The sequence below is a fragment of the Pseudomonas pergaminensis genome (genome assembly GCF_024112395.2).
Lineage (GTDB): Bacteria > Pseudomonadota > Gammaproteobacteria > Pseudomonadales > Pseudomonadaceae > Aquipseudomonas > Aquipseudomonas pergaminensis.
Map to the genome: position 1 here is coordinate 4,551,130 of NZ_CP078013.2, position 24,615 is coordinate 4,575,744.

28 protein-coding genes and 1 riboswitch are annotated in these 24,615 nt (G+C 61.2%); of the genes, 15 read left to right on the top strand and 13 right to left on the bottom strand.

All coding sequences use genetic code 11. From position 1 onward, the window contains the following. Positions 1-820: 820 nt before the first annotated feature. Positions 821-1,264 carry a hypothetical protein gene (locus KUA23_RS20535; RefSeq protein ID WP_078049441.1) on the bottom strand — a complete coding sequence of 148 codons (444 nt, stop codon included), beginning with the start codon at positions 1,262-1,264 and terminating at the stop codon, positions 821-823. Between the two features lie 103 nt (positions 1,265-1,367). Then, positions 1,368-1,562, top strand: a riboswitch (cobalamin riboswitch). A 116-nt stretch (positions 1,563-1,678) separates the two neighbouring features. On the opposite strand from KUA23_RS20535, the gene KUA23_RS20540 reads away from it, so the two are divergent. The 3 genes from KUA23_RS20540 to KUA23_RS20550 are packed head-to-tail and all read left to right on the top strand — an operon-like array spanning position 1,679 to position 4,451. Beyond that, positions 1,679-2,689 carry an ABC transporter substrate-binding protein gene (locus KUA23_RS20540; RefSeq protein WP_100490168.1) on the top strand — a complete coding sequence of 337 codons (1,011 nt, stop codon included), beginning with the start codon at positions 1,679-1,681 and terminating at the stop codon, positions 2,687-2,689. After that, the gene (locus KUA23_RS20545; RefSeq protein ID WP_100490166.1) at positions 2,686-3,690 is read left to right on the top strand and encodes a FecCD family ABC transporter permease; all 1,005 of its coding nucleotides are present in this window, start codon (positions 2,686-2,688) and stop codon (positions 3,688-3,690) included. Before KUA23_RS20540 ends, KUA23_RS20545 begins: the two co-directional genes overlap by 4 nt. Continuing rightward, complete coding sequence (locus KUA23_RS20550; RefSeq protein WP_252992749.1) at positions 3,687-4,451, top strand: ABC transporter ATP-binding protein; 765 nt, start codon at positions 3,687-3,689, stop codon at positions 4,449-4,451. The genes KUA23_RS20545 and KUA23_RS20550 overlap by 4 nt, the downstream gene beginning before the upstream one ends. A 47-nt stretch (positions 4,452-4,498) precedes the next feature. Here the strand turns inward: KUA23_RS20550 and KUA23_RS20555 are convergent, their stop codons facing one another. The 7 genes from KUA23_RS20555 to KUA23_RS20585 all read right to left on the bottom strand — a co-directional run bounded on the left by KUA23_RS20555 (position 4,499) and on the right by KUA23_RS20585 (position 9,896). Further along, positions 4,499-4,996, bottom strand: coding sequence for a GNAT family N-acetyltransferase (locus KUA23_RS20555; RefSeq protein WP_252992750.1), 498 nt, complete (start codon positions 4,994-4,996; stop codon positions 4,499-4,501). Continuing rightward, entirely contained in the window at positions 4,993-5,217 is a 225-nt protein-coding gene (locus KUA23_RS20560) for a hypothetical protein (RefSeq protein ID WP_252992751.1), read from the bottom strand. Before KUA23_RS20560 ends, KUA23_RS20555 begins: the two co-directional genes overlap by 4 nt. A 44-nt stretch (positions 5,218-5,261) precedes the next feature. Continuing rightward, positions 5,262-5,741 (bottom strand): GNAT family N-acetyltransferase, encoded by a 480-nt coding sequence (locus tag KUA23_RS20565; RefSeq protein WP_346356353.1) that lies wholly within the window; start codon positions 5,739-5,741, stop codon positions 5,262-5,264. 35 nt (positions 5,742-5,776) lie between these two features. Then, positions 5,777-6,721 carry an alpha/beta hydrolase fold domain-containing protein gene (locus KUA23_RS20570; RefSeq protein ID WP_252992753.1) on the bottom strand — a complete coding sequence of 315 codons (945 nt, stop codon included), beginning with the start codon at positions 6,719-6,721 and terminating at the stop codon, positions 5,777-5,779. Next, a complete protein-coding gene (gene tspO / locus KUA23_RS20575) occupies positions 6,721-7,161 on the bottom strand; it encodes a tryptophan-rich sensory protein TspO (RefSeq protein ID WP_078049447.1) in 441 nt (146 codons plus the stop codon). The genes KUA23_RS20570 and tspO overlap by 1 nt, the downstream gene beginning before the upstream one ends. Positions 7,162-7,824: 663 nt before the next feature. Beyond that, positions 7,825-8,394 (bottom strand): nucleotidyltransferase family protein, encoded by a 570-nt coding sequence (locus KUA23_RS20580; RefSeq protein ID WP_099493018.1) that lies wholly within the window; start codon positions 8,392-8,394, stop codon positions 7,825-7,827. Positions 8,395-8,456: 62 nt separating this feature from the next. After that, complete coding sequence (locus KUA23_RS20585) at positions 8,457-9,896, bottom strand: HD domain-containing phosphohydrolase (RefSeq protein ID WP_078049449.1); 1,440 nt, start codon at positions 9,894-9,896, stop codon at positions 8,457-8,459. Between the two features lie 104 nt (positions 9,897-10,000). On the opposite strand from KUA23_RS20585, the gene KUA23_RS20590 reads away from it, so the two are divergent. Beyond that, positions 10,001-10,756: an alpha/beta hydrolase gene (locus KUA23_RS20590; protein WP_252992754.1), complete on the top strand. Its 756-nt coding sequence runs from the start codon at positions 10,001-10,003 to the stop codon at positions 10,754-10,756. Between the two features lie 96 nt (positions 10,757-10,852). Continuing rightward, complete coding sequence (locus KUA23_RS20595; protein ID WP_099493017.1) at positions 10,853-12,385, top strand: GMC family oxidoreductase; 1,533 nt, start codon at positions 10,853-10,855, stop codon at positions 12,383-12,385. A gap of 50 nt (positions 12,386-12,435) precedes the next feature. Here the strand turns inward: KUA23_RS20595 and KUA23_RS20600 are convergent, their stop codons facing one another. After that, complete coding sequence (locus KUA23_RS20600; protein WP_100490160.1) at positions 12,436-12,669, bottom strand: hypothetical protein; 234 nt, start codon at positions 12,667-12,669, stop codon at positions 12,436-12,438. Positions 12,670-12,948: 279 nt separating this feature from the next. Between KUA23_RS20600 and KUA23_RS20605 the strand changes: the two genes are divergently transcribed. The 5 genes from KUA23_RS20605 to KUA23_RS20625 all read left to right on the top strand — a co-directional run bounded on the left by KUA23_RS20605 (position 12,949) and on the right by KUA23_RS20625 (position 16,409). Then, on the top strand, positions 12,949-13,932 hold the full coding sequence (locus tag KUA23_RS20605) for a DUF1852 domain-containing protein (RefSeq protein ID WP_252992755.1): 984 nt from the start codon (positions 12,949-12,951) through the stop codon (positions 13,930-13,932). 27 nt (positions 13,933-13,959) lie between these two features. Then, positions 13,960-14,988, top strand: a complete 1,029-nt coding sequence (locus KUA23_RS20610) for a methionine synthase (RefSeq protein ID WP_252992756.1) — start codon at positions 13,960-13,962, stop codon at positions 14,986-14,988. 8 nt (positions 14,989-14,996) lie between these two features. Further along, a complete protein-coding gene (locus tag KUA23_RS20615) occupies positions 14,997-15,512 on the top strand; it encodes a flavin reductase family protein (protein WP_252992757.1) in 516 nt (171 codons plus the stop codon). 135 nt (positions 15,513-15,647) lie between these two features. Beyond that, positions 15,648-15,797, top strand: a complete 150-nt coding sequence (locus tag KUA23_RS20620; RefSeq protein ID WP_252992758.1) for a hypothetical protein — start codon at positions 15,648-15,650, stop codon at positions 15,795-15,797. A 135-nt stretch (positions 15,798-15,932) separates the two neighbouring features. Next, on the top strand, positions 15,933-16,409 hold the full coding sequence (locus tag KUA23_RS20625) for a DUF3757 domain-containing protein (protein ID WP_100490155.1): 477 nt from the start codon (positions 15,933-15,935) through the stop codon (positions 16,407-16,409). A 115-nt stretch (positions 16,410-16,524) separates the two neighbouring features. Here KUA23_RS20625 and KUA23_RS20630 read toward each other — a convergent pair whose 3' ends face one another. After that, entirely contained in the window at positions 16,525-17,133 is a 609-nt protein-coding gene (locus tag KUA23_RS20630; RefSeq protein WP_252992759.1) for a LysE family translocator, read from the bottom strand. 111 nt (positions 17,134-17,244) lie between these two features. On the opposite strand from KUA23_RS20630, the gene KUA23_RS20635 reads away from it, so the two are divergent. The 3 genes from KUA23_RS20635 (at position 17,245) to KUA23_RS20645 (ending at position 20,097) form a co-directional block, all read left to right on the top strand. Continuing rightward, entirely contained in the window at positions 17,245-18,108 is an 864-nt protein-coding gene (locus tag KUA23_RS20635) for a LysR family transcriptional regulator (RefSeq protein ID WP_078049457.1), read from the top strand. Between the two features lie 41 nt (positions 18,109-18,149). Further along, on the top strand, positions 18,150-18,845 hold the full coding sequence (locus KUA23_RS20640) for a DUF1963 domain-containing protein (RefSeq protein WP_252992760.1): 696 nt from the start codon (positions 18,150-18,152) through the stop codon (positions 18,843-18,845). Between the two features lie 871 nt (positions 18,846-19,716). Continuing rightward, the gene (locus KUA23_RS20645) at positions 19,717-20,097 is read left to right on the top strand and encodes a hypothetical protein (protein ID WP_252992761.1); all 381 of its coding nucleotides are present in this window, start codon (positions 19,717-19,719) and stop codon (positions 20,095-20,097) included. On the opposite strand, the gene KUA23_RS20650 is transcribed toward KUA23_RS20645, so the two are convergent. Next, positions 20,081-20,800, bottom strand: coding sequence for a hypothetical protein (locus tag KUA23_RS20650; protein ID WP_252992762.1), 720 nt, complete (start codon positions 20,798-20,800; stop codon positions 20,081-20,083). The genes KUA23_RS20645 and KUA23_RS20650 overlap by 17 nt on opposite strands. Before the next feature lie 146 nt (positions 20,801-20,946). Here KUA23_RS20650 and KUA23_RS20655 point away from each other — a divergent pair, with 146 nt between their 5' ends. After that, positions 20,947-22,203, top strand: a complete 1,257-nt coding sequence (locus KUA23_RS20655) for a hypothetical protein (RefSeq protein ID WP_252992763.1) — start codon at positions 20,947-20,949, stop codon at positions 22,201-22,203. A 181-nt stretch (positions 22,204-22,384) separates the two neighbouring features. Here KUA23_RS20655 and KUA23_RS20660 read toward each other — a convergent pair whose 3' ends face one another. Further along, entirely contained in the window at positions 22,385-23,119 is a 735-nt protein-coding gene (locus KUA23_RS20660) for a BPL-N domain-containing protein (RefSeq protein WP_252992764.1), read from the bottom strand. Between the two features lie 304 nt (positions 23,120-23,423). Here KUA23_RS20660 and KUA23_RS20665 point away from each other — a divergent pair, with 304 nt between their 5' ends. Beyond that, entirely contained in the window at positions 23,424-23,690 is a 267-nt protein-coding gene (locus KUA23_RS20665; RefSeq protein WP_252992765.1) for a LysE family translocator, read from the top strand. A 2-nt stretch (positions 23,691-23,692) separates the two neighbouring features. On the opposite strand, the gene KUA23_RS20670 is transcribed toward KUA23_RS20665, so the two are convergent. After that, a complete protein-coding gene (locus tag KUA23_RS20670) occupies positions 23,693-24,580 on the bottom strand; it encodes a LysR family transcriptional regulator (protein ID WP_214497912.1) in 888 nt (295 codons plus the stop codon). Positions 24,581-24,615 lie beyond the last annotated feature (35 nt).

Below are 24,615 nucleotides of genomic sequence, written 5' to 3' on the forward strand. Positions count from 1 at the left end.
TGGGGGGTAAACCGGCAGGGATGCCGGTTTAGCCGCCCCGCGCCATGGATGGCGCGTGGCGGCGGCCCCCCAAATACCTGTCGGATTACGGGCACACCGAGCCTAGGCGAGGTGCCGAGTGTTGGGGCAAGAGCCCTTTGGTTACTTTGGGGCTCTTTTCCAAAGTGACCCGCCGTAAGGACGGAACCCATAGCAGCCCTTACCTAAATAACGGATATGTACCCGGTAAGATCCAACATCTAGGTCGGCTGTCAGGCCGCCTTCGCAGGCAAGCCAGCTCCCACATTTGGATCGTGGGGTGACAGTTAGAGTGTGGTCGGCTGTCAGGCCGCTTTCGCAGGCAAGCCAGCTCCCACATTTGGATCGTGGGGTGGCAGTTAGAGCGTGGTCGGCTGTTAGGCCGTCTTCGCAGGCAAGCCAGCTCCCACATTTGGATCGTGGGGTGGCAGTTAGATTGTGGTCGGCTGTCAGGCCGCTTTCGCAGGCAAGCCAGCTCCCACATTTTTGGATCGCGGGGGGACAGTTAGAGTGTGGTCGTCTGTCAGGTCGTCTTCGCAGGCAAGCCAGCTCCTACATTTTTGGATCGCGGGGCGACAGTTAGTTTGTGGTCGGCTGTCAGGCCGCTTTCGCAGGCAAGCCAGCTCCCACATTTAGATCGCGGGGCAACAGTAAAAGAGTGGTCGGCAGTTAGGCCGCCTTCGCGAGCAAGTCAGCTCCCACACTCTGGATCGCGGCGGTTAACAGTAAGGTTGCGCCCGGCCGTCAAGCCGCCAGCGCCGTACCCAGCGTGGTGTCGATACCTGCGCCCGTTGGCCGCCCCTCATTGCGCATTGATGTAATGAAACTGCGCCTGGGTCTTCTCAACCGCCGTACGCACTTTATCCTTCTGCGCATCGGTGCCCGAGTAATAAATCTGCATGCCCTTCAAATCCTGCCCTTCAACCGCCTTGCCAATCACGGCAACATCAACCGGCGTACTGGCACCGATAATCAAAAAGAACCCATCGCCCAAGCGCTTGGCATTGAGCAGCTCTCCCCGCAGTTGCGCAGCGTTCTGCTCACCGGCCATGGAAATCGCCAAGGTATCGCCGAACATACCGCTCTTGGGGATGCTCGTCGTGTGCAAACGGAGCTGTTCCGACCCGGCCGGCATCGATTTGACATAAGCGGTGGTGGCCTCATCAAAAATCTGCTTTTCAGATTTACCCTGGGTGGCACAACCGGCGAGCGTGGCGACGAGGACGAGCGCGATGAAAGATTTCACTGTGTATTCCTTGTGATAAAGCGATCCATTGGCTGCGCATCATAGGAGCCCCACCGTCAAAGAGCTACCACTGGCTTTTCGGCCTCCCGTTCAACCTCGCGATCGACTACCATACCGCACCGGTTCCCAAACGGGACTAATAGGGAATTCGAAGCGCGGTACCTGCGCGCCAATCGGAACTGCCCCCGCAACTGTAGGTGCTGAGCCTGCTCCTCGATGCCACTGGACCTTGTCCGGGAAGGCCGGAGCGTGGCGACGACGCATCAGTCAGGAGACCTGCCGGCTCATGCTCAATCACTAACCGGCGGGGTGTCCGGGAAGGACATTCTTGCCTGTCTCTACCACAGCGCTCGAGGGTGTGTTTCCGAACCGTACCTCCCCAGTTCCACGTACGGTTCATTCGGAGATAGCCCCATGCTGCCACGCGTTACCGCCCTGCTCACCGGCATTGGCTGCTGTGCCCTGGCCCACGCCGCGCCCACCCACTACCCGCTGACCGTGGAAAACTGCGGCAGCAGCCTCAGCTTCCAACAAGCCCCCGCCCGTAGTGTGACCATCGGCCAAGCCGCCACCGAGATGCTGTATGCCTTGGGCGTGGGCGACAAAGTGGTCGGCACCTCGCTGTGGTTCAACAGTGTGTTGCCGCAATACAAAACGCAGAACGACCGCATCGAGCGCCTGGCCAACAACGAGCCGAGCTTCGAAGCCGTGATCGCCAAGCGCCCGCAACTGGTGGCCGCCGAGCTGGAATGGGTGGTCGGGCCGCAAGGCGTGGTCGGCACCCGCGAGCAATTCCATGAACTGAAGATCCCCACCTACCTGCTGCCCTCCGACTGTGAAGGCAAGGACAACTTGGTGGGCGCCGACGGCACGCGGCTGGAGCCGTTCCGTATCGAGACTATCTATAAGAGCATCAGCCAACTGGCGCAGATTTTCGACGTTCAGGATCGCGGCCAGCAGTTGAACGATGAGCTCAAGGCACGCCTGGCCAGGTCCGTCGCCACCGTGCAAGGCAAAGGCCTCAAGCAGGCCAGCGCGCTGGTGTGGTTCTCCAGTTCGGAGATGGCCAGCGACCCGTACGTGGCCGGCCATAAAGGCATTCCCGAATTCATGCTGCAAACCCTCGGCCTGTCCAACGTGGTGCAGTCCGATGAAGAGTGGCCCGCCGTCGGCTGGGAAACCATTGCCAAGGCCAACCCGACCTTCCTGGTGATCGCGCGCATGGACCGCCGCCGCTACCCCGCCGACGACCATGAAAAGAAACTGGCGTTTTTGCGCAGCGACCCGGTGACGCGCAACATGGATGCGGTGAAAAACAACCGTATCATCATCCTCGACGCCCTGGCATTGCAGGCCAGCATCCGCATGTTCGACGGTCTTGAACAACTGGCCACGGCCATCGACGGCTACGACCTGCCGAAATGATGCGCACCCTACTCGCCCTGGCCCTGCTCCTGGCCGCCGTACTGGCCGGCGTGGCCATCGGTGAAACCGCCATCTCGCCGCACGTGGTGCTCCAGGTACTCGCCAACAAACTGTGGGCGGCCGGCTACGTGCTCGACCCCATCGACGAAGGCGTGGTGTGGAATTACCGCCTCACCCGTGCCCTGGTCGCAGCCGCGTGCGGTGCGGGGCTGGCCACCTGCGGGGTGATCCTGCAATCGCTGTTGCGCAACCCGCTGGCCGATCCGTACCTGCTGGGCATCAGCGCTGGCGCTTCGACTGGCGCGGTGTTGGTGGCGTTGATGGGCGTGGGCGGTGGCTTGATTTCGTTATCGGCCGGCGCTTTCGTCGGCGCGATGGCGGCATTTGCGCTGGTGATCCTATTGGCGCGTGCCAGTGGTTCGGCCAGTGGCACCGGCCAGATCATCCTCGCCGGCATTGCCGGCTCGCAGCTGTTCAATGCACTCACCGCGTTTCTGATCACCAAGTCGGCCAGTTCCGAACAGGCGCGCGGCATCATGTTCTGGCTGCTGGGCAACCTCAGCGGCGTGCGCTGGCCCTCGGTGTGGCTGGCGGTGCCGGTAGCGGTCGCTGGGTTGGCCGTGTGCCTGTGGCACCGGCGGGCGCTGGATGCGTTTACCTTCGGCAGCGACTCGGCGGCGTCCCTTGGTATCCCGGTGCGCCGCGTGCAATTTGTGCTGGTGGGATGCGCGGCCCTGGTGACGGCGGTGATGGTGTCGATTGTCGGCTCCATCGGCTTTGTCGGGCTGGTGATTCCCCACGCCGTGCGCTTGCTGCTCGGCACCGGGCATTCACGCCTGCTGCCGGCGAGTGCGTTGGGCGGTGCGCTGTTTTTGATTGCGGCGGACGTGCTTTCACGCACCTTGATCAAGGGCCAGGTGATTCCGGTCGGCGTGGTCACTGCGCTGGTCGGCGCGCCGGTGTTTGCGCTGATCCTGATCGGCCGGAGGAATGCGCGATGACGGTACTGAGCTGCACGGGGTTAGGCTTCAAAGTACGCGAGGTCGAGTTGCTGCGCGATATTCACTTGGACGTTCATCTGGGTGAAACCCTGGGAATTGTCGGGCCGAACGGCTCCGGCAAGTCCACTTTGCTCAAGCTGCTCGCCGGCCTGCGCACGCCGGCGGCCGGCGACGTGTTGCTGGGCGGCCAGCGCCTGGGCACGCTATCGCGCCGCGCCATCGCACAACAACTGGCCGTGGTGGAACAGCAGGCCGACACCGACGACGCCATCCGCGTGTTCGACGCCGTGGCGCTGGGCCGTACACCGTGGCTGTCGGCGCTGAGCCCGTGGTCCAGTGACGACGACGCCATCGTGAACCAGGCCTTGCATGACGTCGACGCCATCCACCTGAGCCAACGCGCCTGGCGCAGTCTCTCGGGCGGTGAACGCCAACGGGTGCACATCGCCCGTGCGTTGGCGCAACGGCCGCAGATCCTGTTGTTGGATGAGCCGACCAATCACCTGGATATCCAGCATCAGTTGGGGATCTTGAAGGGTGTACAAGGCTTGCCCGTCACCACCCTGATTGCCCTGCATGACCTCAACCAGGCGCTCACCTGCGACCGCCTGGCGGTGCTGGATCACGGGCGGTTGGTCGCCCTGGGAGAACCGCTGGAAGTGCTGACCGCGCAACGGTTGCAGGAGACGTTCGGGGTGCAGGCGCATTACCTGACAGACCCGTTCGATGGGGCGCAGATACTGCGGCTACGCCCAAACTGATCAACGCATCCCACTGTAGGAGTCGGCTCCGACAGTGGGCGTTGGTGTTAGAGGGTGCGCTGCATATGCGTCGTGCGCCACACCGGGTCAGCGTCCACATCCACCACCTCGAACCCCTGCCGAAGCCAAAAATCAATCGCCCCCGGCAAAAACGGATGGGTGTGCAGGTACATCACCGCGACCCGTTGTGCTTTGGCCTGCGCCTCCAGCGCACGGTACAACTCGCCCGCCAGGCCAAAGCGGCGAAACGCCGGCAGCACAAACAGGCGCACCACCTCCACGGTCCTGTAGCCGTGGTAATTCAACTGCGGGAAACGCCCGTCATAGGGCAGGTAGCCGATGGCAGCGACGATCTGGCCCTCATCACGCGCGATCAGAAATCGCCCATCGCCGTGCAGATAAATCGCCTCGAAATGCGCCAGGTCCGCCGGCATGCCTGTCGCAGTGAGCGTGGGAAACAGCTCGGCACGGGCTTGCAGCACAAACCTCACTACCTCAGGGATATCCGCCGCCGTGACCGCCTGAATGATGGGCCCTGGGCTCATGCAACCTCGATCTGCGTAATCCCTACCACCTGTGCCTGCTCCAGAATTTCCTCCGGCGTCGCATCCGCAGGCGGCAGGATCAAGCCATTCTCCGCATCGCCAAAATGCAACTGCAGCAGGTGCAACGCCGCTTCATGCACCGGCAATTGAAGTTGCTTGAGTTCGAATACCTGGGTGCGGGGCTCGTTGTTGAACAAGTAGTCGAGGGTGAATTCGCGCATGGGGGAGTCCTTTTTATAGAAGAAGAGCAACTGATTAACCTGACTCATCGATCAGGTTTTAAGTTCCCAAACCCATTTGCGCGCTCATAGCGAAGGTAGCCATGGGCGTCTGTCCCCACCGTGATAAACCCTGCACCTTCATACATCAGCCGGGCAGGGTTATCAGGGCGCACGCTCAAACTCAGGTGAGTGCAGCCGCTGCCCAACGCCGCAACCCCATAAGCGTCCAGCAACGCCCGACCTATCCCTTTGCGCCGATGAGCTTCGCTGACATTGATCGTGTACAGCTCGGCGAAACCGTCCTCGGGCTTCCATAGCGAATACCCGACAAACTGACCGTCCAGCACCGCGACCGTGAGCAGCTCGAAGTTATCGACCCACAGCGCGAGGTTGCGCTCCACCTGCGAGCGCCAACCGGCTTCGTGAGTAGGCTCCCACTGTTGGATGTAGGCCAACTCCCCTCGGTAGATTGACGGTAGGTCAGTGACAATCGCTGGGCGTAGGCTCAGTGCATTCACAGGCACGTATTTTCCTTGGCGCTTTATTGGAAGGCGCAAGATTACTTGGACGATGTAAGGTTGAGTACTTCCCCGCTCACTCGCTGGCTTATCCACTCACGGCAACAGGCAAGCACTTCCTTCCCCATCACCACCGGAAAATGAATAAACCCATGCGCCGCCTCCGGCAACAGGTACGCTTCAGCCCCTGGCCAGCGCTCAGCAATCAACAGTGTGTCATCCTTCAAAGGGTCCAGCTCTCCCACAAACATCAACGCCGGTGGCAGGCCCTCGAAGTCGCCGTACAATGGTGACAGCGGCGGCCGGCGGCGCTCGTCATCGCTCAACCCCGGCGTGAGCATGCGCAGCGCCTCGACCATGCCCGGCCCGTCCAGCAACAGCGTGTCCGGCCCCGCCGCGCGCACGCTGGGTGTGCCGGTCAAGTCGTAGACGCCGTAATACAACACCGCCCCGCTCACCCGCTGGAGCAGCGCTGGCCATTGCTTCAGCGCGAGCAAGGTGGCCGCTGCCAGGTGCCCACCGGCCGATTCACCGACGACGAACACCGGCAGGCCAGCGAATTCCTCGGCGGTGAGCAACCAACGCGCGGCCGCCAGGCAGTCGTCCATCAGCCCTTCGACCGGCGTGTCGACCGCCAGCCGATAATCCACCGACACCACCGTCACGTCGCAGGCATTGACCATCCCCAGGTTCAGGTCGTCATCCATCTGCGCATTGCCGATCACCAAGCCGCCGCCGTGGATATCCAGCACCACACCTTTAGGCTTGCCGCTGGGGCGCAGGATGCGCACGGGGACTGAATCGACGTAATGGGTTTCAGCCACAGGGGCTTGCTTGATCTTCTGACTGACCCGCAACAGCGCCTGGATCAAACGCGGCGTGACGCGATTGCGGATCTTGAAGCGCGGCAACCAGGCGAGTTTCTGGTTGAATCGGCGCATCTCGGCCAGTTCGGGCTCACTGGCGGGCCAGGGTTTAACGGCCATCAGCGGTTATTGCGCAGGATCGAAAAGTTCAGCGCCGCCGCCACGCACAGCCACGCCAGGTAAGGGAACAGAATCAAGCCAGTGATCAGATCCAGACGCACCGCCAACACCACCATCGCCGCCACCGTGACCCACAGCACCGTGATAATCACCATCGCGGCGAGGATGCGATGGGCACCGAAGAACACCGGCGTCCACAGGGTGTTCAACGCAATCTGCGCCGCCCACAAGGCCAGCACCATTTGGCTGCCTGGAATCAGGCTGAGGCGGTATCCGGCCCAAGCCAGCAGCAAGTAGATAATCGTCCACGCCACCGGGAACAACCAATTGGGCGGGGTGAAGCTGGGTTTAACCAGGGATTCGTACCAGGCACCCGGCTTGAAAATAATGCCGGTGCTGGCGGCAGCGGCGCAGGCGAGCAGGAAGATGAAGAAGGTCATAGTCGGTCCTTGGCTGGGCATTTCAAGCTTGGACGTGCAGGACGCGGGTAAAAGTTCACTGCGGTTTCAATGTAAAGCTGACTGCGAGGCGGTGGCACTGCCAGTATTTTTGTTGACTGGTACACCGCGTTCGCAGCCTCGCTAAAGCTCGACAGCTCCCACAGGGAGCCGCGTACCTGGTGGAGTTTCAGCCGTCTGTGCAAATGTCAGCCACACCCCAGATCTAATGTGGGAGCTGACGAGCCCCGGCGAGGCTGCGATGGCGGCGGCACTGCCAGCATTTTCGTTGACTGATACACCGCTTTCGCAGCCTCGCTAAAGCTCGACAGCTCCCACAAGGGTCCGCGTACCTGGCGGAATTTCAGCTATCTGTGCAAATGTCAGCCACGCCCCAGATCTAATGTGGGAGCTGTCGAGCCCCGGCGAGGCTGCGATGGCGGCGGCACTGCCAGTATTTTAGTTGACTGATACACCGCTTTCGCAGCCTCGCTAAAGCTCGACAGCTCCCACAGGGGGCCGCGTACCTGGCGGAGTTTCAGCCATCTGTGCAAATGTCAGCCACGCCCCAGATCTAATGTGGGAGCTGTCGAGCCCCGGCGAGGCTGCGATGGCGGCGGCACTGCCAGCATTTTCGTTGACTGATACACCGCTTTCGCAGCCTCGCTAAAGCTCGACAGCTCCCACAATTCTCAACCAAGGCCAGCGCGCTTGATAACTGCGGGCCTTTTGCGCGAACAACTCAGGTTCTCGATGCACCGGGTTGATGCGCAGCACGCCCTGCGCCACATCCTTCAGCCCATACGGCGCGTACAGTTCGCCCGTGGCAATCTCCAACCCAATGCACGTACCCGCCACCAAGTAACGATCAATCCCTTGTTTGGCCGAGTGCAACGGCGGATAAGGTCGACCAAACCGCTCGGCGTACCAGAGATGAACCCGCGCTTGGTTCTTCACTTCCACATTCACGCCCAGGTCCTGAAACAACCCCTCGGCCCTGCGGATCACCCTGTCCTCGGCCTCGTAGGACAGGTCGGTATCAAAGTAGAAGACGTCGTAGTCCTTAACGCCCTGGGCTGCAGGCAGATTCGACTGATGATTCCACACCGCCTGGAACAGGCAGCCCGCCGTGAGAAAACACTGGTCTACCTCCAAGTCAGGCAGGCGCGCGGTGATTTCGGCGTTGATGGGGTTGGCCATGGCCAGGTTGATCAGGGTTTCGACGGTCAATGTCATGGGCACTCCTTGAGGTGTCACCAGCCTACACGACCGAGAAGAGGATTTCGTGACCGACACGCCTAAATCAAACCCAGCGTCAGTGCCTTCAGCGTGGCGGCCGCACGCGTTGTGCACTCCAATTTGCGAAACACGCTTTCCACGTGGGTGCGCACGGTGCTCGGGCTAATGCCTAGTTGGCGCGCCACTTCCTTGTTGCTGCCACCTTTACTGATGCGCTGCAAAATCTCGGTTTCGCGCTCGGTCAGCGGGCCATTGCTGGCCTTGCAGCCTTTGACCGACAGCTCGCCCCGCGCCGCAGCGATCACCGCCTGGCACGCGCGAGGGTCGAAGCGCCCCTGCTGCGCCTCATCCAACAGCACGCGTTCAGCCCCTTCCTCGCTGAACGCTGGCCGCCACGGACGCTCGCTGCGCAAGGCCTCCCAGGCCAGCGTGGCGGTGAGCAAGCGGTGCTCGTCCGTCAGTGCATCGCCGCTGAGGCTGCGGAAGTACCCACTGCCGTCCAGCCGCTCATAGGCGTGGGCTGCCAATTGCCCCGGCACCGCGAGCGCGGGAATCTGGCCGCACACGCGGGACGTCCAGTAGGGCACCAAACGGGCCTGCTCGAGGTCGTCGTCCAGCAGCGCACTGGGGCTGTTCCAGATGCGATTGGGCACCGCCGCCCGGCCGATACCGTGAATCAATGCCGCCTGGCTCAGGTGATTGGTAGTGGTGTGCGACAGGCCACACAGGCCCGCCGCCACGCGCACCAATTCGGCCGAACGCCGCGAATACCCGGCGAGCCAGGGCAACTTGAGGTCGATCACGTCGCCCACCAGGGTCAACGGCACCTCACGTAGCTCGGTGCGCGCGCAAGCCAACCCCTCCGGTACTGAACGCAATTGCTCCAGCCAGTCCTCGGCGTGCCGCGACAGCTCGGCGATCAGTGCACCCGGATAGCGTTGATCACGCTGGCCTGCGATCCATTGCAACGCCATCTCAAGGCCGTGCACCCGCGACAGAATCTCCAGGTCGCCCGCCAGCACCACCCAATAGACCACTTCCGGCACCTGTGGATGGCGCAGGCCAAAGGGTCTGCCGCCGCCGTCGAACTGCTCGAACACATTGCGCAGGCCGCGCTCAACGCCGGCGTTAAGCCCCAAGGTGCGCGCGATGTCGCCGGACACCTCGCAATGCACCTGCGCCAACCCCGTCGCCTGGCCCACAGCGCGCACGCCCGCCGCGTCGAGGGTCTGGCTGAGCATCGCGTTGCGGCCCTGCACGTCGTCGCCGAGCAACGCGGTAAAACCGTCCGCATTGGCCGTGCACCCCGACCAGCGCAGCAGCGCCACCTGGCGGCCGATGTCGATGTGCTCGCCGTCGCCGTGGCAGGCCTGGCCCAGCAGCTGCACCAGGCGTGCCGTGCGGCGCGACTGGCCGAACGGCTGGCCCATGCTCAAGTCGCCGACCATGGACAACGCCAGGATCGCGCCGTCCATCTCAATGCAGTCAGTGTCGTCCATACGCCTCTCCGCTCAGATTATTTGGCCGGCCTCGGATAAACGACCGATACCCGCGCGCCCCCGCAATGCCGACACTGGCGTCACCCCCAACCGGAGACACCGCCATGTTCAAGCCCAAAGCAATCGCCCTCGCACTCGCCATGACCACTTCGCTTTTCGCCAGCGCCAGCTTCGCCGCCCAACCCTCGGTGGTGATCGTGCACGGTGCCTTTGCCGACGGTTCCGACTGGGCCAAGGTGGTGCCGCTGCTGCAAACCCAAGGTATCAAGGTGACCGTGGTGCAAAACCCGCTGACCTCCCTGGCCGACGACGTCGCCGCTACCCAACGCGTGCTCAACAACCAGGACGGCAACGTCGTACTGGTCGGGCATTCCTGGGGCGGCACCGTGATCAGCGAGGCCGGCACTGACAAGAAAGTGCGCAGCCTGGTCTACGTCGCCGCCTTCGCACCGGATGCAGGCCAAGCCAGCAAAGACCTGGGCAAAGACTACCCCGCCCCGACCGGCGTCAAAGACATTACAGCTGATAAAAACGGCTTTCTCTACATGACCGCGCAAGGCATGGCCACCGGCTTCGCCCAGGACCTGTCACCTGAGCAGACCGCCGTGATGGCCGCGACCCAAGGCCCGATCCGCGCCTCGGCCTTTGACGACAAAACCAGCGTCGCCGCCTGGAAAGGCAAGCCGTCGTGGTACGTGGTGGCCCGTGACGACCGCATGATCCAGCCCGACCTGCAGCGCGCCTTCGCCAAGAAAATCGGAGCACAGGTCACTGAGATCCCGGCCAGCCATGTGCCTCAACAATCGCGCCCGGCCGACGTGGCCAGGGTGATCATCCAGGCCGTGCAGCAAAGCCAGTAACGACCGGCATTCTCACAACGGGCCAGGCACTTATCAAGAACGCACGAAAAAGTAAGTGCCTGACTTTACTTGCATCAAGCGGATGGAAACGGATTCATGTCCAGCGATAATTTTGACTTCATTGTATGTGGCGCCGGCGCATCCGGCTCTGTAGTCGCCGGCCGACTGGCGGAAAACCCCGACGTTCGTGTGCTGCTGATCGAAGCCGGTGGCACTGACGACCACCCCGACATCGAACAGCCCGGCCACTGGCCGCTGAACCTGGGCACTGACCGCGACTGGAACTTCACCGCGGCCGCCAACCCGCACATCAATCACCGACAGCTCCCGCTGAGCATGGGCCGGGGCCTGGGTGGCGGGTCGAGCATCAATGTGATGCTGTGGGCGCGAGGGCACAAAAACGACTGGGAAGACTTCGCCACAGAAAGCGGCGACCCGGCCTGGAATTACGCCTCCGTGCTCAAGCTGTACCAGCGCATCGAACACTACCAAGGCACCAGCGACCCAACCCGACGCGGCACTGACGGCCCGGTTCACATTCAACCGGCGTCGGGGGCCCAGCCCATCGCCCACGCCCTGCTCGACGCCGCCCGCGCGATGGACATCCCGACCTTTGAAAGCCCCAACGGCCTGATGATGGAAGGTCGTGGCGGCGCGGCCATCAACGACTTGATCATCAAGGACGGCAAACGCCACTCCATTTATCGCGCCTATGTGCGACCACGGCCCAACCTCACCGTGCTGACCGACACGCTGGTGAGCCGGCTGCTGTTCGACGGCCAGCGGGTGGTGGGCGTTGAAGCGTTGCGCGACGGGCAGACCCAGCGCTACCAGGCCGGCCACGAAGTGATCCTGTCCCTTGGCGCAATCAACACGCCCAAAGTGCTGATGCAGTCTGGCATCGGGCCTGAGCAGGAATTGCGGCGCCACGGCATCGCGCTTCGCCAGCACCTGCCCGGTGTCGGGGCGAACCATCAGGACCACGTGTCCTTCGCCGCCATCTTCGAATACGCCACGCCCCAACCCGTGGGCTACGGCGGCTCCGAAGCCACGCTGTACTGGAGCAGCGACAGCGCCCTGCGCCTGCCGGACATGTTCCACTGCCAGCTTGAATTCCCGGTGCCCAGTGCCGAAAACGCCCACCTCGGCGTCCCCGCCCACGGCTGGACCATGTTTGCCGGCCTGGCCCACCCGCAGAGCCGTGGCCTCGTGACGTTGTCCGGCCCACGCGTGGACGACGCGCCGATCATCCAACCCAACACCCTCGCGCACCCAGACGACCTGCGTTGCGCCCTGGACAACCTGCGCTTCGTCCAAGAATTGGGTGCACAGCCCGCGTTCAAGGGCCTGGTCAAAGGTGAATGCCTGCCGGGCAAGCTCGACTCGCAGGCATTGGCACACTACGCCCGAAATGCCGCCGTGACTTATTGGCACCAATGCGGTACCGCCAAAATGGGCCGGGATTCGATGTCAGTGGTTAACAGCCGCCTGCAAGTCTACGGCGTGCAGGGCCTGCGAATTGCCGACGCCTCGATCATGCCGCACGTGACCAGCGGCAACACCATGGCGCCGTGCGTGGTGATCGGCGAGCGCGCGGTGGAGGAGATTCGGGCGCTGTATCAGCTGTGAGCCGCTGAGCCATGAGCCTGCGGCCGGATCATCCTCCCCAAAAAGACTGCCTAGCCCTTCAGCTCGCCCGCCCGATGACTCGCTGCGTCGTCGTAGGCCACATACAGCGACTCGGCGATCTGGCTCTTGATGGCTTTGCTGGCTTCCAGCCCGAGGACAAAACCCTCTGCCTTCCCGCCCGCTCGGTTGAGTTCTTCGTGGGTGGACGCGCCGGTGATGGCGTCGAGAAGCTTGGTGGCGTGAGGGCCGACGCCTTTCGGCAGGCTGATTTGGTCGATGGACATGGGCGATACCTTGCGAGAGAGAAATCGGTAGCGCGTGGAACCACTGCCGGGGAGGCATGGTAGACCGGATTGCACACAAAGGGGCTGGTTTTGGCGCTCGCCGCGCAACGGGCCTACACCCCATCATGAGGAGCGCTAACGCTGCGGTGAAATCAATTCAGTTTTGCTCATGTTGTTGCCTGCCTAGAATGCACCCTACTTCAAGACAAGTTATAGACCGCTGAACACGCACCTGAATACGTTCAGGTGCTATCGCGGCAATCAGGGTGTGGCATCACAATGAACAAAGAATTTGCATTTACGGTCAAGAGCGTTCGTTTCGACGAGCACTACCACCCCGCCGAAAATACGCGCATCACGACCAACTTTGCCAACTTGGCGAGGGGCGCGAGCCGTCAAGAAAACTTGCGCAACACGTTAAGGATGATTGACAACCGCTTCAATGCCTTGGCCCATTGGGATAACCCCAAAGGCGATCGCTACACGGTCGAGCTTGAAATCATTTCCGTGGAAATGGACATGGATACACAAAGCAGCGGCCATGCCATTCCTTTGATTGAGATATTGAAAACCAACATTGTTGATCGAAAAACCAACGAGCGCCTGGCAGGCATTGTCGGCAATAACTTTTCCTCTTACGTACGTGACTACGACTTCAGCGTGCGCTTGCTGGAGCACAACAAGGACCAACCCCACTTCAGCACACCCGCTGACTTCGGCGAGTTGCACGGGAAGTTGTTCAAGAGCTTCGTTAATTCAAGCACTTACAAAGAGCACTTCACCAAGCCGCCTGTCATCTGCCTGAGTGTGTCGAGTGCCAAGACCTACCATCGCACCGAAAACCTGCACCCTGTACTGGGCGTTGAATATCAGCAAGATGAATATTCCCTGACGGATGAATACTTCAACAAGATGGGGCTGAAGGTCCGCTATTTCATGCCTGCCAATAGCGTTGCGCCCCTGGCTTTTTATTTTTCCGGCGATTTGCTCAGCGACTACACCCCGCTTGAGCTGATCAGCACCATCAGCACCATGGACACCTTCCAGAAGATTTACCGCCCGGAGATCTACAACGCCAACTCTGCAGCCGGCAAATCCTTTCAGCCCAGTCTGCAACACCAGGACTATTCACTGACGCGGATTGTTTATGACCGCGAAGAGCGCAGCCGACTGGCCATTGAACAGGGCAAGTTTGTTGAAGAAAACTTCATCAAGCCCTACCAGTCGGTGCTGGAGCAATGGTCTGCCAACCACGCGCGTTGATTCATTTAAAAGACAAGGTCACCCGTAATGAAAAAGTTATTGCCTACTTCAACCGCCGGCAGCTTGCCTAAACCGTCCTGGCTGGCACAACCCGAGACGCTCTGGTCACCCTGGAAACTGCAAGAAAACGAGCTGGTCGAGGGCAAACAAGACGCCCTGCGTTTGTCACTGCAAGAACAGCAAAACGCGGGCATCGATATCGTCAGCGATGGTGAACAAACGCGCCAACACTTCGTCACCACCTTTATCGAGCACCTCGGCGGCGTTGATTTCGAGAAGCGCGAAACCGTCAGAATCCGTGACCGTTATGACGCGAGCGTGCCGACGGTGGTGGGTGCGGTCACGCGTCAAAAGCCAGTGTTTGTCGAAGACGCCAAGTTCCTGCGCCAGCAAACCACGCAACCCATCAAATGGGCGCTGCCAGGCCCCATGACCATGATCGATACGCTGTACGACAACCACTACAAAAGTCGCGAAAAACTGGCCTGGGAATTCGCCAAGATCCTCAATGAAGAAGCCAGGGAACTGGAAGCGGCGGGCGTCGATATCATCCAGTTCGACGAGCCAGCCTTTAACGTGTTCTTTGATGAGGTGAATGACTGGGGCGTTGCCACCCTGGAACGCGCAATTGAAGGCCTTAAATGTGAAACCGCGGTACATATCTGCTACGGCTATGGCATCAAGGCCAACACCGATTGGAAAAAGACACTCGGATCAGAGTGGCGCCAATACGAAGAGGCGTTTCCCAAGCTGCAAAAATCCAGCATCGATATCGTCTCGCTGGAGTGCCACAACTCCCATGTGCCCATGGAGCTCATCGAACTCATTCGCGGTAAAAAAGTGATGGTCGGTGCCATCGACGTGGCCAACCATGCCATCGAGACACCCGAGGAAGTCGCCAATACCCTGCGCAAAGCCCTGCAGTTCGTGGATGCTGACAAGCTATACCCGTGCACCAACTGCGGCATGGCGCCCCTGCCCCGTCAGGTTGCGAGAGGCAAGCTGAACGCGTTGAGTGCCGGCGCAGACATCATCCGCCGAGAACTGTCGAACTAGTGCCCACCATGCCACGTCACAGCCTGGCCATCGAGCCATTGAGCTTTCGCGAAGCGCTCGGGCACTACGCCTCCGGCATCACGGTGATCACGTCGCACATCGAGGGTGAGCCGATTGGTTTCACATGCCAGTCGTTCTACAGCGTGTCGATGAACCCACCGCTGGTGTCCTTCAGCGTCATGTCCAATTCCGCCAGTTATCCCAAAATCCGCCAGGCCGGTCGATTCGCCGTCAATATCCTCTCGGGTGAGCAGGTCAGGATCTCCAACCAGTTCGCGCGGCGTGGCACTGACAAGTGGCATGACGTCGACTGGCAGGCATCACCGCTGGGCAACCCGATCATCGACGGCAGCCTGCATTGGCTGGATTGCGACATTCACGCCGAACACGTCGCCGGTGATCACCTGATCGTGATTGGCGAAGTGAAAGCACTGAACCTGCAAGAGGCAACGGCGACGCAGCCGTTGCTGTATTTCAAAGGGCAATATTGCAAGATCGCCGCGCCTGACGCGCCCCCCTTTTAGCGTCATGGTGTGCGCTTCAACACTCGCACTGTGGCTGTCCGTCTGCGCCACCCCGCCCCACCCTACCCGCATGCCCAGGAACCGATTGGAGACGTGCAGACCATCTAAGACGGCAAACTCAGCCCCGAACTGGCGGTGACCACCTTCAGCAATACCGACCGCCTCTACATCAACCCGACCAAAAATGTGGTGATTGTGGTGTGGCAGGCGCAGACCCAGCCGACTGGGGGTGAGGTGATTGATGACATGGTTGCGTTTGATGCAATTGTTAAGGTGCTTCCTTAAATGACACAAGGGATGGGCCTGTTTGAGGCAGGCCCGTCCCTTATTCCGAACCCGTCTATAAAACTGTCATAAATCACAGTACCCGCCACGCTCCTCGCCCTCCAGAGTGAAGACTACTCAATGGAGATCCGAACCATGCGCACCCTTGCCCACTCACTGCCCCTTGGCACCGGCCTGAAGGCCACATGGGTCCCTTTATTACTGGCCAGCCTTATCGCCTGCACAACCGGAACCCACTTACCTAATGCTATCGGCATGTGCCCAGGCGTGAGGAGCATCGAGCAAGTCAAACAGCAAGAAGGCTATAGCTATTACGCTATTTCACCCGGCGGGGGGTGGAGTGGCGAGAACCCTCAAGCCCAAGAACATTACCTCAAGGGTCTGGTATTTGAATCGGCCGCTATCCTTACCGTCGCGCAAAGCCCGACTCGCCCTGAATATCATTTCGTGGCCTGTGACTATGTGGGGCCAGAGCCGCTTGCGTTTTTGAGACTGGCCAAGCATTTCCCCGATCGCCCCCGCGCAGTGGGGCCGAACTGGACTGCGCAAGACTACTGTGAAGCTGACTCCGTCGAGGAATGCCAATTCACCGTCCTGAACCCGTTGCCATGATCTTCGAAGACACATTAAAGGGGACAGAGTTGATCGCCAGGATAAAAGCCCGCATGCCGTTGGGTGAAAGCACGCTATTCAATTCATGCACTTACGCCTGACTCACACCGTCCCCTCAGCTATGCATCGGCAACACCACCCCAAACATCACAAAAAACCCACCGCAAACTTTATTGAACCGGCGCCCGGTTCGTGCCAACCAGGGCCGTACGCGGTGCGCGGCGCTGGCCACCATGTATTCGACAACGAATTCCACCACGGCGTAGGTCAGCGCGATGATGGCCGTCTGCGTGATGATGCTTCTGTGGGGGTCCAGGAACGGTGGGATAAACGCGGTGAACAGCAGCAGCGCCTTGGGGTTTGAGAGGGCCGAGACCAGCCCTTGGCGAAACAGTGACCAGCTTCGCAAGTGGGTGGTAGCCGCCGTCTCCAGGGTGACGGGGGCGGACCGCCACAGTCCGAAGCCGAGCCAGATCAGGTAAAGCCCACCGGCAATCTTCAAGGCCGTGAACCAACTGGCCGAGGTCTGGATCAGGGCCCCAAGGCCCAGCGCACACAGCGCAAGCACCAGAGCGAAGCCGAGCACGCCGCCGCTGATGGTGAACAGCGTTTTGCGACTGCCGTGAAGCGCGCCGTGGGTCAGCACCAATAATGCATTCGGCCCAGGCACCACGGATATTCCGCAGCAGGTGAACAGGTAGAGCAACCAGGTTTCGAAGGGCATGATCAGGTCCGAGGTGGGTAGTTCTGGCCGCTATCTTGCGAATGAACAACGACAGTGGAAAGCGCATAATTCACGCCACAGCCATTCGATTAACGAATAAAGGTAACCACCATGTCTTCCAGCGATTTGCAGATCGATTGGCTCAAGTGCTTTGTGGCAGTGGTGGACGCCGGTTCGCTGTCGGGCGCGGCCCATGAGGTGAACCGCTCGCAGTCTGCCGTCAGCATGCAGATGAAAAAACTGGAAGCCGCGCTGGGACGGCCCTTGCTGAACCGTGGCCCCCGCCACCTTCAGCTGACCGATGACGGCCAGACGTTGCTGGGCTATGCCCGCCGCATGCTCGCCCTGCACGCCGAAACCCAGGCGGCGTTTCATGGTGAAGCGTTGACCGGGCGCATCCGCCTGGGCGTTGCCGAGGACTACGCGGCCAAGTACCTCACGCCGGTGCTGAAACGATTTGCGCCGCGATATGCGGGTGTGGACATTGAGCTGACCTGTGAACAGTCGACCGCCCTGATCCCGCGTGTGCGCAGTGGCGACCTTGATCTTGCGCTGGTGTCCAGGGACTCGCCGCACACGGGGACTTTTTTGTTCAAGGAGCCGATGGTCTGGGTAGGCTCCCCGCAGTTCGAACTGTGGCGCCGAGACCCGGTGCCTATCGCCGTCTACGAAAGCGAAAGCCTGGCGCGCCGGTACGCGGTGAATTCACTGGCGCAACAGGGCCGTCAATTCAAGGTGGTGTACAACAGTTCCAGCCTGGCCGGCCAGGTCGCCGCCGTGGAGGGTGGGCTCGCGATTGCTGCGATCACCCAATGCACCGTGCAGCCCTCACTGCAGGTCTTGAGCGGCGAACAGGGTTTGGGGATTATCGAACCTATGGAGGTGTCGATTCTACGTAGCCGGGCCTCTCGCGGGTCCAAGGCGGTCAATAGCCTGCACGGGTTTATCATCAGTGCGCTGCGGGTTCAGGCATAGCTCCCTTGCGTACCGCTATCAAAAGGAAGGTTCACACACCCATGGATATTCAGGAAATCAAACAACGCCTGGCCCGCCCGGCGCTCAAACTCATCGCTGGCGGCTTTCGCCCTGCGGGCACCGATGAAGAAAGCTGGCTGGGTCACGTCTTTCTGTTCCGCGCCGATGAAGGCATCCCCACCAACAAGGCCGGTGAACAGTTGCTGCCCTACGCGCAGTTCTACTTGCCCGCCCTGCCCTTCAACAGCCCGGCGCTGGAGGGGGTTCGGGTATTGACGTTGTTTATGTCGAACCCGTTTCCCGAGCATTTTGAACCCATGGGGGATAACTGGCTGATACGCGAATACGGGCCGGACGAGGTGCTGGTGCGTAAAACACTGCCGGTGGCAGGCGCCTTTCTCAAGCCATTCCCCTTGAAGACGGAAAACGTGCCGGAGGATTACCCGTTGTGGGATGGCGGTGGCGTTCCTTCCGAGCTTGAGGACGAAATACTCAAGCTGGAACGCGCGGGCGAGATACAGAGTTACTATGACCTGGTGACACACACCTATGAGCACAAGATCGGCGGTTACCCGTCGTTTTGCCAGTCGGGTGTCGATCCGGGCGAAGGTTTTGAGTTTGTGTTCCAGATTTCGTCGGACGCGAAAATCCAGCTGAATGTGGTGGACAGCGGAAGCCTGATGTTCTGGAAGCACAGCGTCACGGGGGAGTGGGCGCTTTATTATGATTTTTACTGAGGCGTCAGGCTGGAGGCGATACAGGCGCTGCGTGTTTACACGGACACCGAGGTGATCCCTTCGCAGCCTCGCCAGGGCTCGACAGCTCCCACATTAGATCTCCGTCGCCGCCAAGATTGCGCCAACACAACCGATTCCCTGTGGGAGCTGTCGAGCTTTAGCGAGGCTGCGAAAGCGGTGGATCAGTCGATGAAATGCCCGCAGTGCCGCCGCCTTCGCAGCCTCGCCAGGGCTCGACAGCTCCCACACTTGATCTTCGTCGTGGCACAAATCCCACCCACACAACCGATCCCCTGTGGGAGCTGTCGAGCTTTAGCGAGGCTGCGAAGGCGGTGGGTCAGTCGATAAAAATGCCAGCAGTGCCGCCGCCTTCGCAGCCTCGCCGGGGCTCGACAGCTCCCACACTTGATCTTCGTCGTGGCACAAATCTCACCCACACAACCGATCCCCTGTGAGAGCTGTCGAGCTTTAGCGAGGCTGCGAAAGCGGTGGATCAGTCAATAAAAATGCCCGCAGTGCCGCCGCCTTCGCAGCCTCGCCGGGGCTCGACAGCTCCCACACTTGATCTTCGTCGTGGCACAAATCCCACCCACACAACCGCTCCCCTGTGGGAGCTGTCGAGCTTTAGCGAGGCTGCGAAAGCGGTGGATCAGTCGATAAATATGCCCGCAGTGCCGCCTTCGCAGCCTCGCCAGGGCTCGACAGCTCCCACACTTGATTGTTGTCGTTGCTTAAATTGCATGTGCAGGCACGACTGCAATCCACCGAGCAAAACAGTTCCCACCCTGAGAATCCAGCATTTTCATCACCCCTCCCACAGGTGCCTGCACCCTGTTAATCTGCGGCGCTTGTCTGCATTCGGAGCGTTAGCATGGCCCTATCCAAACGCGAAACCGCCGGTATTGAACGCCGACTGATCGCCACACTGACGCAGGCGTGCGAAACGGCCAAGGCTGAACTACCGGGGTTTGAATGGCTGACGCATACCGTCGATTACGCCGCGTTCCCCCAAAGCCTGCGTGTCACCTGGGTATTCGACACGCGCGCCAGCAAGGACCACGCCCTGGCCAGCGGCGTCGACCAGCGCATGCGCGAGTTGACCGGGGCTGCGTTGCAAGCGGCAGGCGTCCCCGCCATGCCGTTGGACCGCTGCGTGCACTTTGATTCTGAAGAGGCCTGCCACTCGCAGCACGGCGGCGACTGGCGTGCGCGCCTGGCTCGCGCGACAAGTGCTGTCAGGCCTGTGCGCTAAACCGCTGCGCAGCACGCCGCGCGAACATCGCCTCTTCGGTTTCGCGCGTGGCCACTTGTCCTTTGTAGGCCAACTGGTTGATGAATAACCCTGCGGAATACTCTTTGGGCGGCAAGGAGCCGGGGCGGTTGAACAAGGCCGCCAAGTCAAAGGAAGCGGCAAAATTCTCCTGGGTCAGGCTGTAGTAGCCCATCAAGTTTCCCGACCAAGGCGAGTCGGCGTCCAGCAGGTCAATGGTGGCGTCGCGGAATTTGATCACGGCGGGCTTCAGGTCAGAGGCCTGGTTGAGCAGGTCGGTCAGCCGCTGAATATCCGCACGGCTGAGCTGGCCGGCCGTGTCGAGGACCTTCCAGCGGTCATCGGCCTCGACGGTGAAGCCGAACTTTTTGCCGGCCAAGTCCGCTGGCAGTGCTGCCTCGAAGCGCTCAACTGCGGCCTTCAGCACGCTTTGTGCCCCCTCAAACAGTTTTTCGAATCGAGGCAGTTCCGGCGATGCCGACCGGCCGACCCAGGTGTCGATAGCCTCCAGGGGTTGCGCCAGGGTCTGGGCAGCTTCACTTGGGTGATAGACAGCCGCCGGGGCGGCGTTTGCCAAGGCTGCCTCGGCGGTATCCGTTAGTGGCGCGGGTGCGATTGCCTGGCCGGAAACCGTAAGGACGGGGTTGGCCGATGGGACGTAGGCTGAGCTGACGGTGAGTGCCATTTAATCGGTCCATGATTGGCGGGTTCATCCGGGGTATCGGCGACGATGGATAAGGCTTTAAGTCAGTAGTCCCGATAAGCGCTAGAGCCTACTCGTCAATCCCTGGATAATGCCCCCCTCCCGCCTCGATACGGAAATCCCGCTCAATGAAGTTGCCCGCGTCCGCCGTCGTCCTCGCCTCAGCCTTGCTGCTTCCTTCCCTCGCCCACGCCGACGACGCCGCATTGGTCGACACGCTCAAGGCCTTCACCCGCTGCGACGCCAGTTTCTTCAGCAGCCTGAACAGCCACCGCGACGCCTGGCAGGCCTATGCGCCGCTCAAGCAGGAAAAGGACTTCACCTGGATCGCGGTGAGGGATCGCACTGACCGCAAGGCCAACGCAGTGCCGGTGAGCGCGCCGGCCATCGCCGGGTTGAAGCTGCTGTCTTACAACGATGAAGTCGCCGACCTCGGCCCGCTGGGCCTTTACTATTACTGGGGCTTTATTGTCGATGGCGGTGTCGATGAGGTGGCCAAGCACTTCGCAGCACTGCTCGACCAGCCTGGGGCACTGCAAAAAGGCGATGGCGAATACACGCGCAGTGAACTCAAGGTTGGCAACACTTGGCAGGGGATCAAGCCCATGCCGGGCAAGGCGCCGGGCCTGCGTAACGTGGAGCGGGTGCTGATCGTGGAGCCGGAAGGCAAGCTCGGCACGCAATCGCGCGTGAGTTGCTCGGTGCAGGGTGGCGTCAACGCCGGGCTGCTGGCGCTGTTGCGGCCCGACATTGCGCCGGTTGACTACCCGCGCACGGTGGTCGAAACCACTCTCGGTGACGTTGCCGTACCGCCCAACGTGCTCCAGCGCCTTGATGCGCCGCTGTTGCAGCCCAGGTTCAAGACATTGACCTACACGTACCTGTCCAGGAATGGCGATGGCAAGGACGCGCCGGTAACGGTCACATTGAAGGCAGAGGGCGGTTTGCTGGTGAAGAACGAAGCCTATGGCCGCGCCTTCAATGTGGACCGCCTGATGTTGGCGGACCTGTTCCAGTTGAAATCCAAAATGAACGGTGTGGGCGCAGGCCAGGTCCTGCAGACCCGCGACGCCGAACTGAAGGTCCCCACCCACTGGACGCCCGGCCAGACCCTGAGTGCCCACCTGCAAATGGCCTATGTGCCCACCAAGCCCACTGACCCACCCACCGAAACGACGCTCACCTGCACAGTGGGCGAGCGCTTCCCGGCACGCCAGGTGTTTGCTTCATTGACGGGGGATGCCATTCGGCTGGCTTGCGAACAGGACGACTATAAGTCCAATCGCGCCTTTATCGAGGACCTGGGCGTCGCGTTGACGCTGGAGTCGACATCGAGCCAGACGCACTATGTGAATGAGTTCACGGCCCTGGATGTGGTGCGCTGACGTGTGGTTTCCCAACTCAGCCTCTCAGGCGAGTATCAACCTTGGAACGATATGAATCGCTGGTCATCGGCCTGGGCGCCATGGGTGCCGCCACGGTGTACCCGCTGGCGAAAACCGGCGTAAAGGTCGCCGGTCGACGGGGTTAGCGGTTGAAAGCGAATTTTTTGTGGTGAGCGAGCCTTTAGAAGTTGCGGATTAACGCTCCGAACAGATCACCCTGCGGCATTTTGCTCAACGGGATGTCGGCATTCTCGAACCACTCGCGCCCGGCCTCGGGGTGTGGGCCGCTCAGTACCACCACGCCCTTCTGATAGGTATACCGCGCCGCCGCGACGTCGCCGTTGCGGTAGGTCGCGATGGTCTTGTAGGGCGCGGCCGGGTCGGCTTTGGGGAAGTACGGGCCGTCCTGGAAGAAGACGTGATCAGGCTTGCCCTCCCACGTGACCTGCACGGCCGCGTCGGCGATGCCGGGCACTTCAAAGCCGGGGCGGCCGGCTTCGGCGTCGAGGTCCCGGGGGATCAGGCCGAGGTTGCTGTCATCCGCCAGGTAGGCGCCCATGCACAGGCCCAGGTAGCGCCCGCCGTTGGCGACGTAGCCACGGATGGCCTCGATACGTGCATCCCCCAGGCTATCGAGGGCGCCGGGAATGTCCTGGCCGCCGCCGGGTTGCACGTAGAGGTCATAGCGCGCCAGGGTTTTGGGCGTGATGTCGATGGCCTCATCCGCGCCCACGTAATCGATCTGATAGCTGGGGTTGAGACGGTGCAAAGCCTTCGCCACGTTCTCGGAACAGTCATCGCAGCCTGCCGGGCCCCGGTAGATGGCGACGTGGGTAATGGGCGTCGCAGCCTCGGACTGCGAGGGCAACAACAGCGCGAATGCAAACAACGTGGCGGCGACAGCGCGTAGGTTCATGGCCGGGGGCTCCTGTACGGACAACGCACAGCCTATAGCGATTGCGCCAATCAATCCGTTAACAGTTGTAAACACCATTCACATCAGCATAACTGGCGGTCGGGCCCTACTTAGAGAGCGTCCGCCATGTTTGAACTCGCCTCCCTCCTCACCTATGTCGCCGTTGTGATCGGTCTGTTCTAGATCCCCGGCCCGTCCGTGTTACTGGTGATCACCCGCACCGTAGAGGGCGGCCGCAGAGTCGGGGCTGACGCTACCAACCGTCACCCCACGCCAGGCGTTTTTCCAGGCGGTCGGTGCCGAGGTGCTCAACCCGAAAACCGCGATTTTCTTCCTGGCCTTCCTGCCGCAATTCGTGCACCCGGAATCCGCGTCGTCGCTGGTGCAATTCGCGGTGCTGGGCCTGATCTTTTCCGGGCTCAGTGCGGTGTACACCAGCTTGCTGGCGCTCGCCATCCGCCCCTTGAGTCGTGGGGTCAAAGGGCTTTCCCGGCTGCGCCGCTGGGAAGGCAAAATCATTGGCACGCTGTTTATGGGCCTGGGGCTGAATGTGGCGTTGCAGCAGCGCTGAGACTACTTTTTCACCGCCATCAGCAGGTCAAACAGCAACTGCGCCACGGGCGACAGCGCTCGCCCTCGTCGGGATATGAGCCCCAGCGTGCGGCTGATCGCTGGGTCGCTCAGCGGCCGCGTAACCAGCGTCGCATGCCCGTTGGCCGGCATGGCCAACTTGGGCACCACGCCAACGCCCAATCCCGCTTCCACCAGGCTGACCAGCGCTGGCACATGCTTCACTTCGCAGAATGAGCGTGGCCGCACATCACGATGGGCCAGCGCCTGGTCGATCAAAAAGCGGTTGCCGCTGCCTTGCGCCAGGCTGATGTAGTCGACCCCGGCCAGGTCATCCCAGGTCAGGGAAGGGCGCTGGGTCAGCGGGTGACCGACCTGCAGCGCAACCACGAAGTCTTCCTCCAGCAACGGCTGGAAGACCACGTCGGCGTCCTGGGTGCCGATGTAGGTCAGGCCAAAGTCCGCCTCGCCCCTGGCTACGACCGTCAAGATCGCCGATGAAGACTCATCGATCACCCGCACCCGGATACCCGGGTATTTGGCGTGGTAGTGCCGAATAACGTCCGGCAGGAAATACGCCACGGCAGAGGGCACACAGGCAATCGTGACTTCACCGGATAGCCGGAAGGCCAGGTCGTGAAAGCCTATCAGCGCGCTCTCCAGCTCATTCAGCACGTTGCGCGCACGCGGCAGGAAACCTCGCCCGATCGTAGAGAGTTCCACACGCCGCGTGGTGCGTTCGAACAACTGCACACCCAGCGCCTGCTCCAGTTTGTCGACGCGCCGCGAGAGTGCGGATTGCGACAAGTGCAACGCTTGGGCAGCCGCGCTGAAACTTCCCAGGTCGGCCACCGCGAGAAAACCGCGAAGGTCCGCGAGATCAAAATTCATGCATTTACCTCATAGATCGCACTTTTATTTGCATT

Bases quoted from the DNA above. Each gene is read 5' to 3' on its own strand.
- KUA23_RS20555 (WP_252992750.1), bottom strand. From the start codon at position 4,996: ATGAGCCCAGGGCCCATCATTCAGGCGGTCACGGCGGCGGATATCCCT.
- KUA23_RS20670 (WP_214497912.1), bottom strand. From the start codon at position 24,580: ATGAATTTTGATCTCGCGGACCTTCGCGGTTTTCTCGCGGTGGCCGAC.
- KUA23_RS20640 (WP_252992760.1), top strand. From the start codon at position 18,150: ATGGATATTCAGGAAATCAAACAACGCCTGGCCCGCCCGGCGCTCAAA.
- KUA23_RS20650 (WP_252992762.1), bottom strand. From the start codon at position 20,800: ATGGCACTCACCGTCAGCTCAGCCTACGTCCCATCGGCCAACCCCGTC.
- KUA23_RS20635 (WP_078049457.1), top strand. From the start codon at position 17,245: ATGTCTTCCAGCGATTTGCAGATCGATTGGCTCAAGTGCTTTGTGGCA.
- KUA23_RS20615 (WP_252992757.1), top strand. From the start codon at position 14,997: ATGCCACGTCACAGCCTGGCCATCGAGCCATTGAGCTTTCGCGAAGCG.
- KUA23_RS20655 (WP_252992763.1), top strand. From the start codon at position 20,947: ATGAAGTTGCCCGCGTCCGCCGTCGTCCTCGCCTCAGCCTTGCTGCTT.
- KUA23_RS20625 (WP_100490155.1), top strand. From the start codon at position 15,933: ATGCGCACCCTTGCCCACTCACTGCCCCTTGGCACCGGCCTGAAGGCC.
- KUA23_RS20645 (WP_252992761.1), top strand. From the start codon at position 19,717: ATGGCCCTATCCAAACGCGAAACCGCCGGTATTGAACGCCGACTGATC.
- KUA23_RS20550 (WP_252992749.1), top strand. From the start codon at position 3,687: ATGACGGTACTGAGCTGCACGGGGTTAGGCTTCAAAGTACGCGAGGTC.
- KUA23_RS20610 (WP_252992756.1), top strand. From the start codon at position 13,960: ATGAAAAAGTTATTGCCTACTTCAACCGCCGGCAGCTTGCCTAAACCG.
- KUA23_RS20630 (WP_252992759.1), bottom strand. From the start codon at position 17,133: ATGCCCTTCGAAACCTGGTTGCTCTACCTGTTCACCTGCTGCGGAATA.
- KUA23_RS20590 (WP_252992754.1), top strand. From the start codon at position 10,001: ATGTTCAAGCCCAAAGCAATCGCCCTCGCACTCGCCATGACCACTTCG.
- KUA23_RS20585 (WP_078049449.1), bottom strand. From the start codon at position 9,896: ATGGACGACACTGACTGCATTGAGATGGACGGCGCGATCCTGGCGTTG.
- KUA23_RS20540 (WP_100490168.1), top strand. From the start codon at position 1,679: ATGCTGCCACGCGTTACCGCCCTGCTCACCGGCATTGGCTGCTGTGCC.
- KUA23_RS20580 (WP_099493018.1), bottom strand. From the start codon at position 8,394: ATGACATTGACCGTCGAAACCCTGATCAACCTGGCCATGGCCAACCCC.
- KUA23_RS20560 (WP_252992751.1), bottom strand. From the start codon at position 5,217: ATGCGCGAATTCACCCTCGACTACTTGTTCAACAACGAGCCCCGCACC.
- KUA23_RS20595 (WP_099493017.1), top strand. From the start codon at position 10,853: ATGTCCAGCGATAATTTTGACTTCATTGTATGTGGCGCCGGCGCATCC.
- KUA23_RS20545 (WP_100490166.1), top strand. From the start codon at position 2,686: ATGATGCGCACCCTACTCGCCCTGGCCCTGCTCCTGGCCGCCGTACTG.
- KUA23_RS20570 (WP_252992753.1), bottom strand. From the start codon at position 6,721: ATGGCCGTTAAACCCTGGCCCGCCAGTGAGCCCGAACTGGCCGAGATG.
- KUA23_RS20605 (WP_252992755.1), top strand. From the start codon at position 12,949: ATGAACAAAGAATTTGCATTTACGGTCAAGAGCGTTCGTTTCGACGAG.
- KUA23_RS20600 (WP_100490160.1), bottom strand. From the start codon at position 12,669: ATGTCCATCGACCAAATCAGCCTGCCGAAAGGCGTCGGCCCTCACGCC.
- KUA23_RS20660 (WP_252992764.1), bottom strand. From the start codon at position 23,119: ATGAACCTACGCGCTGTCGCCGCCACGTTGTTTGCATTCGCGCTGTTG.
- tspO (WP_078049447.1), bottom strand. From the start codon at position 7,161: ATGACCTTCTTCATCTTCCTGCTCGCCTGCGCCGCTGCCGCCAGCACC.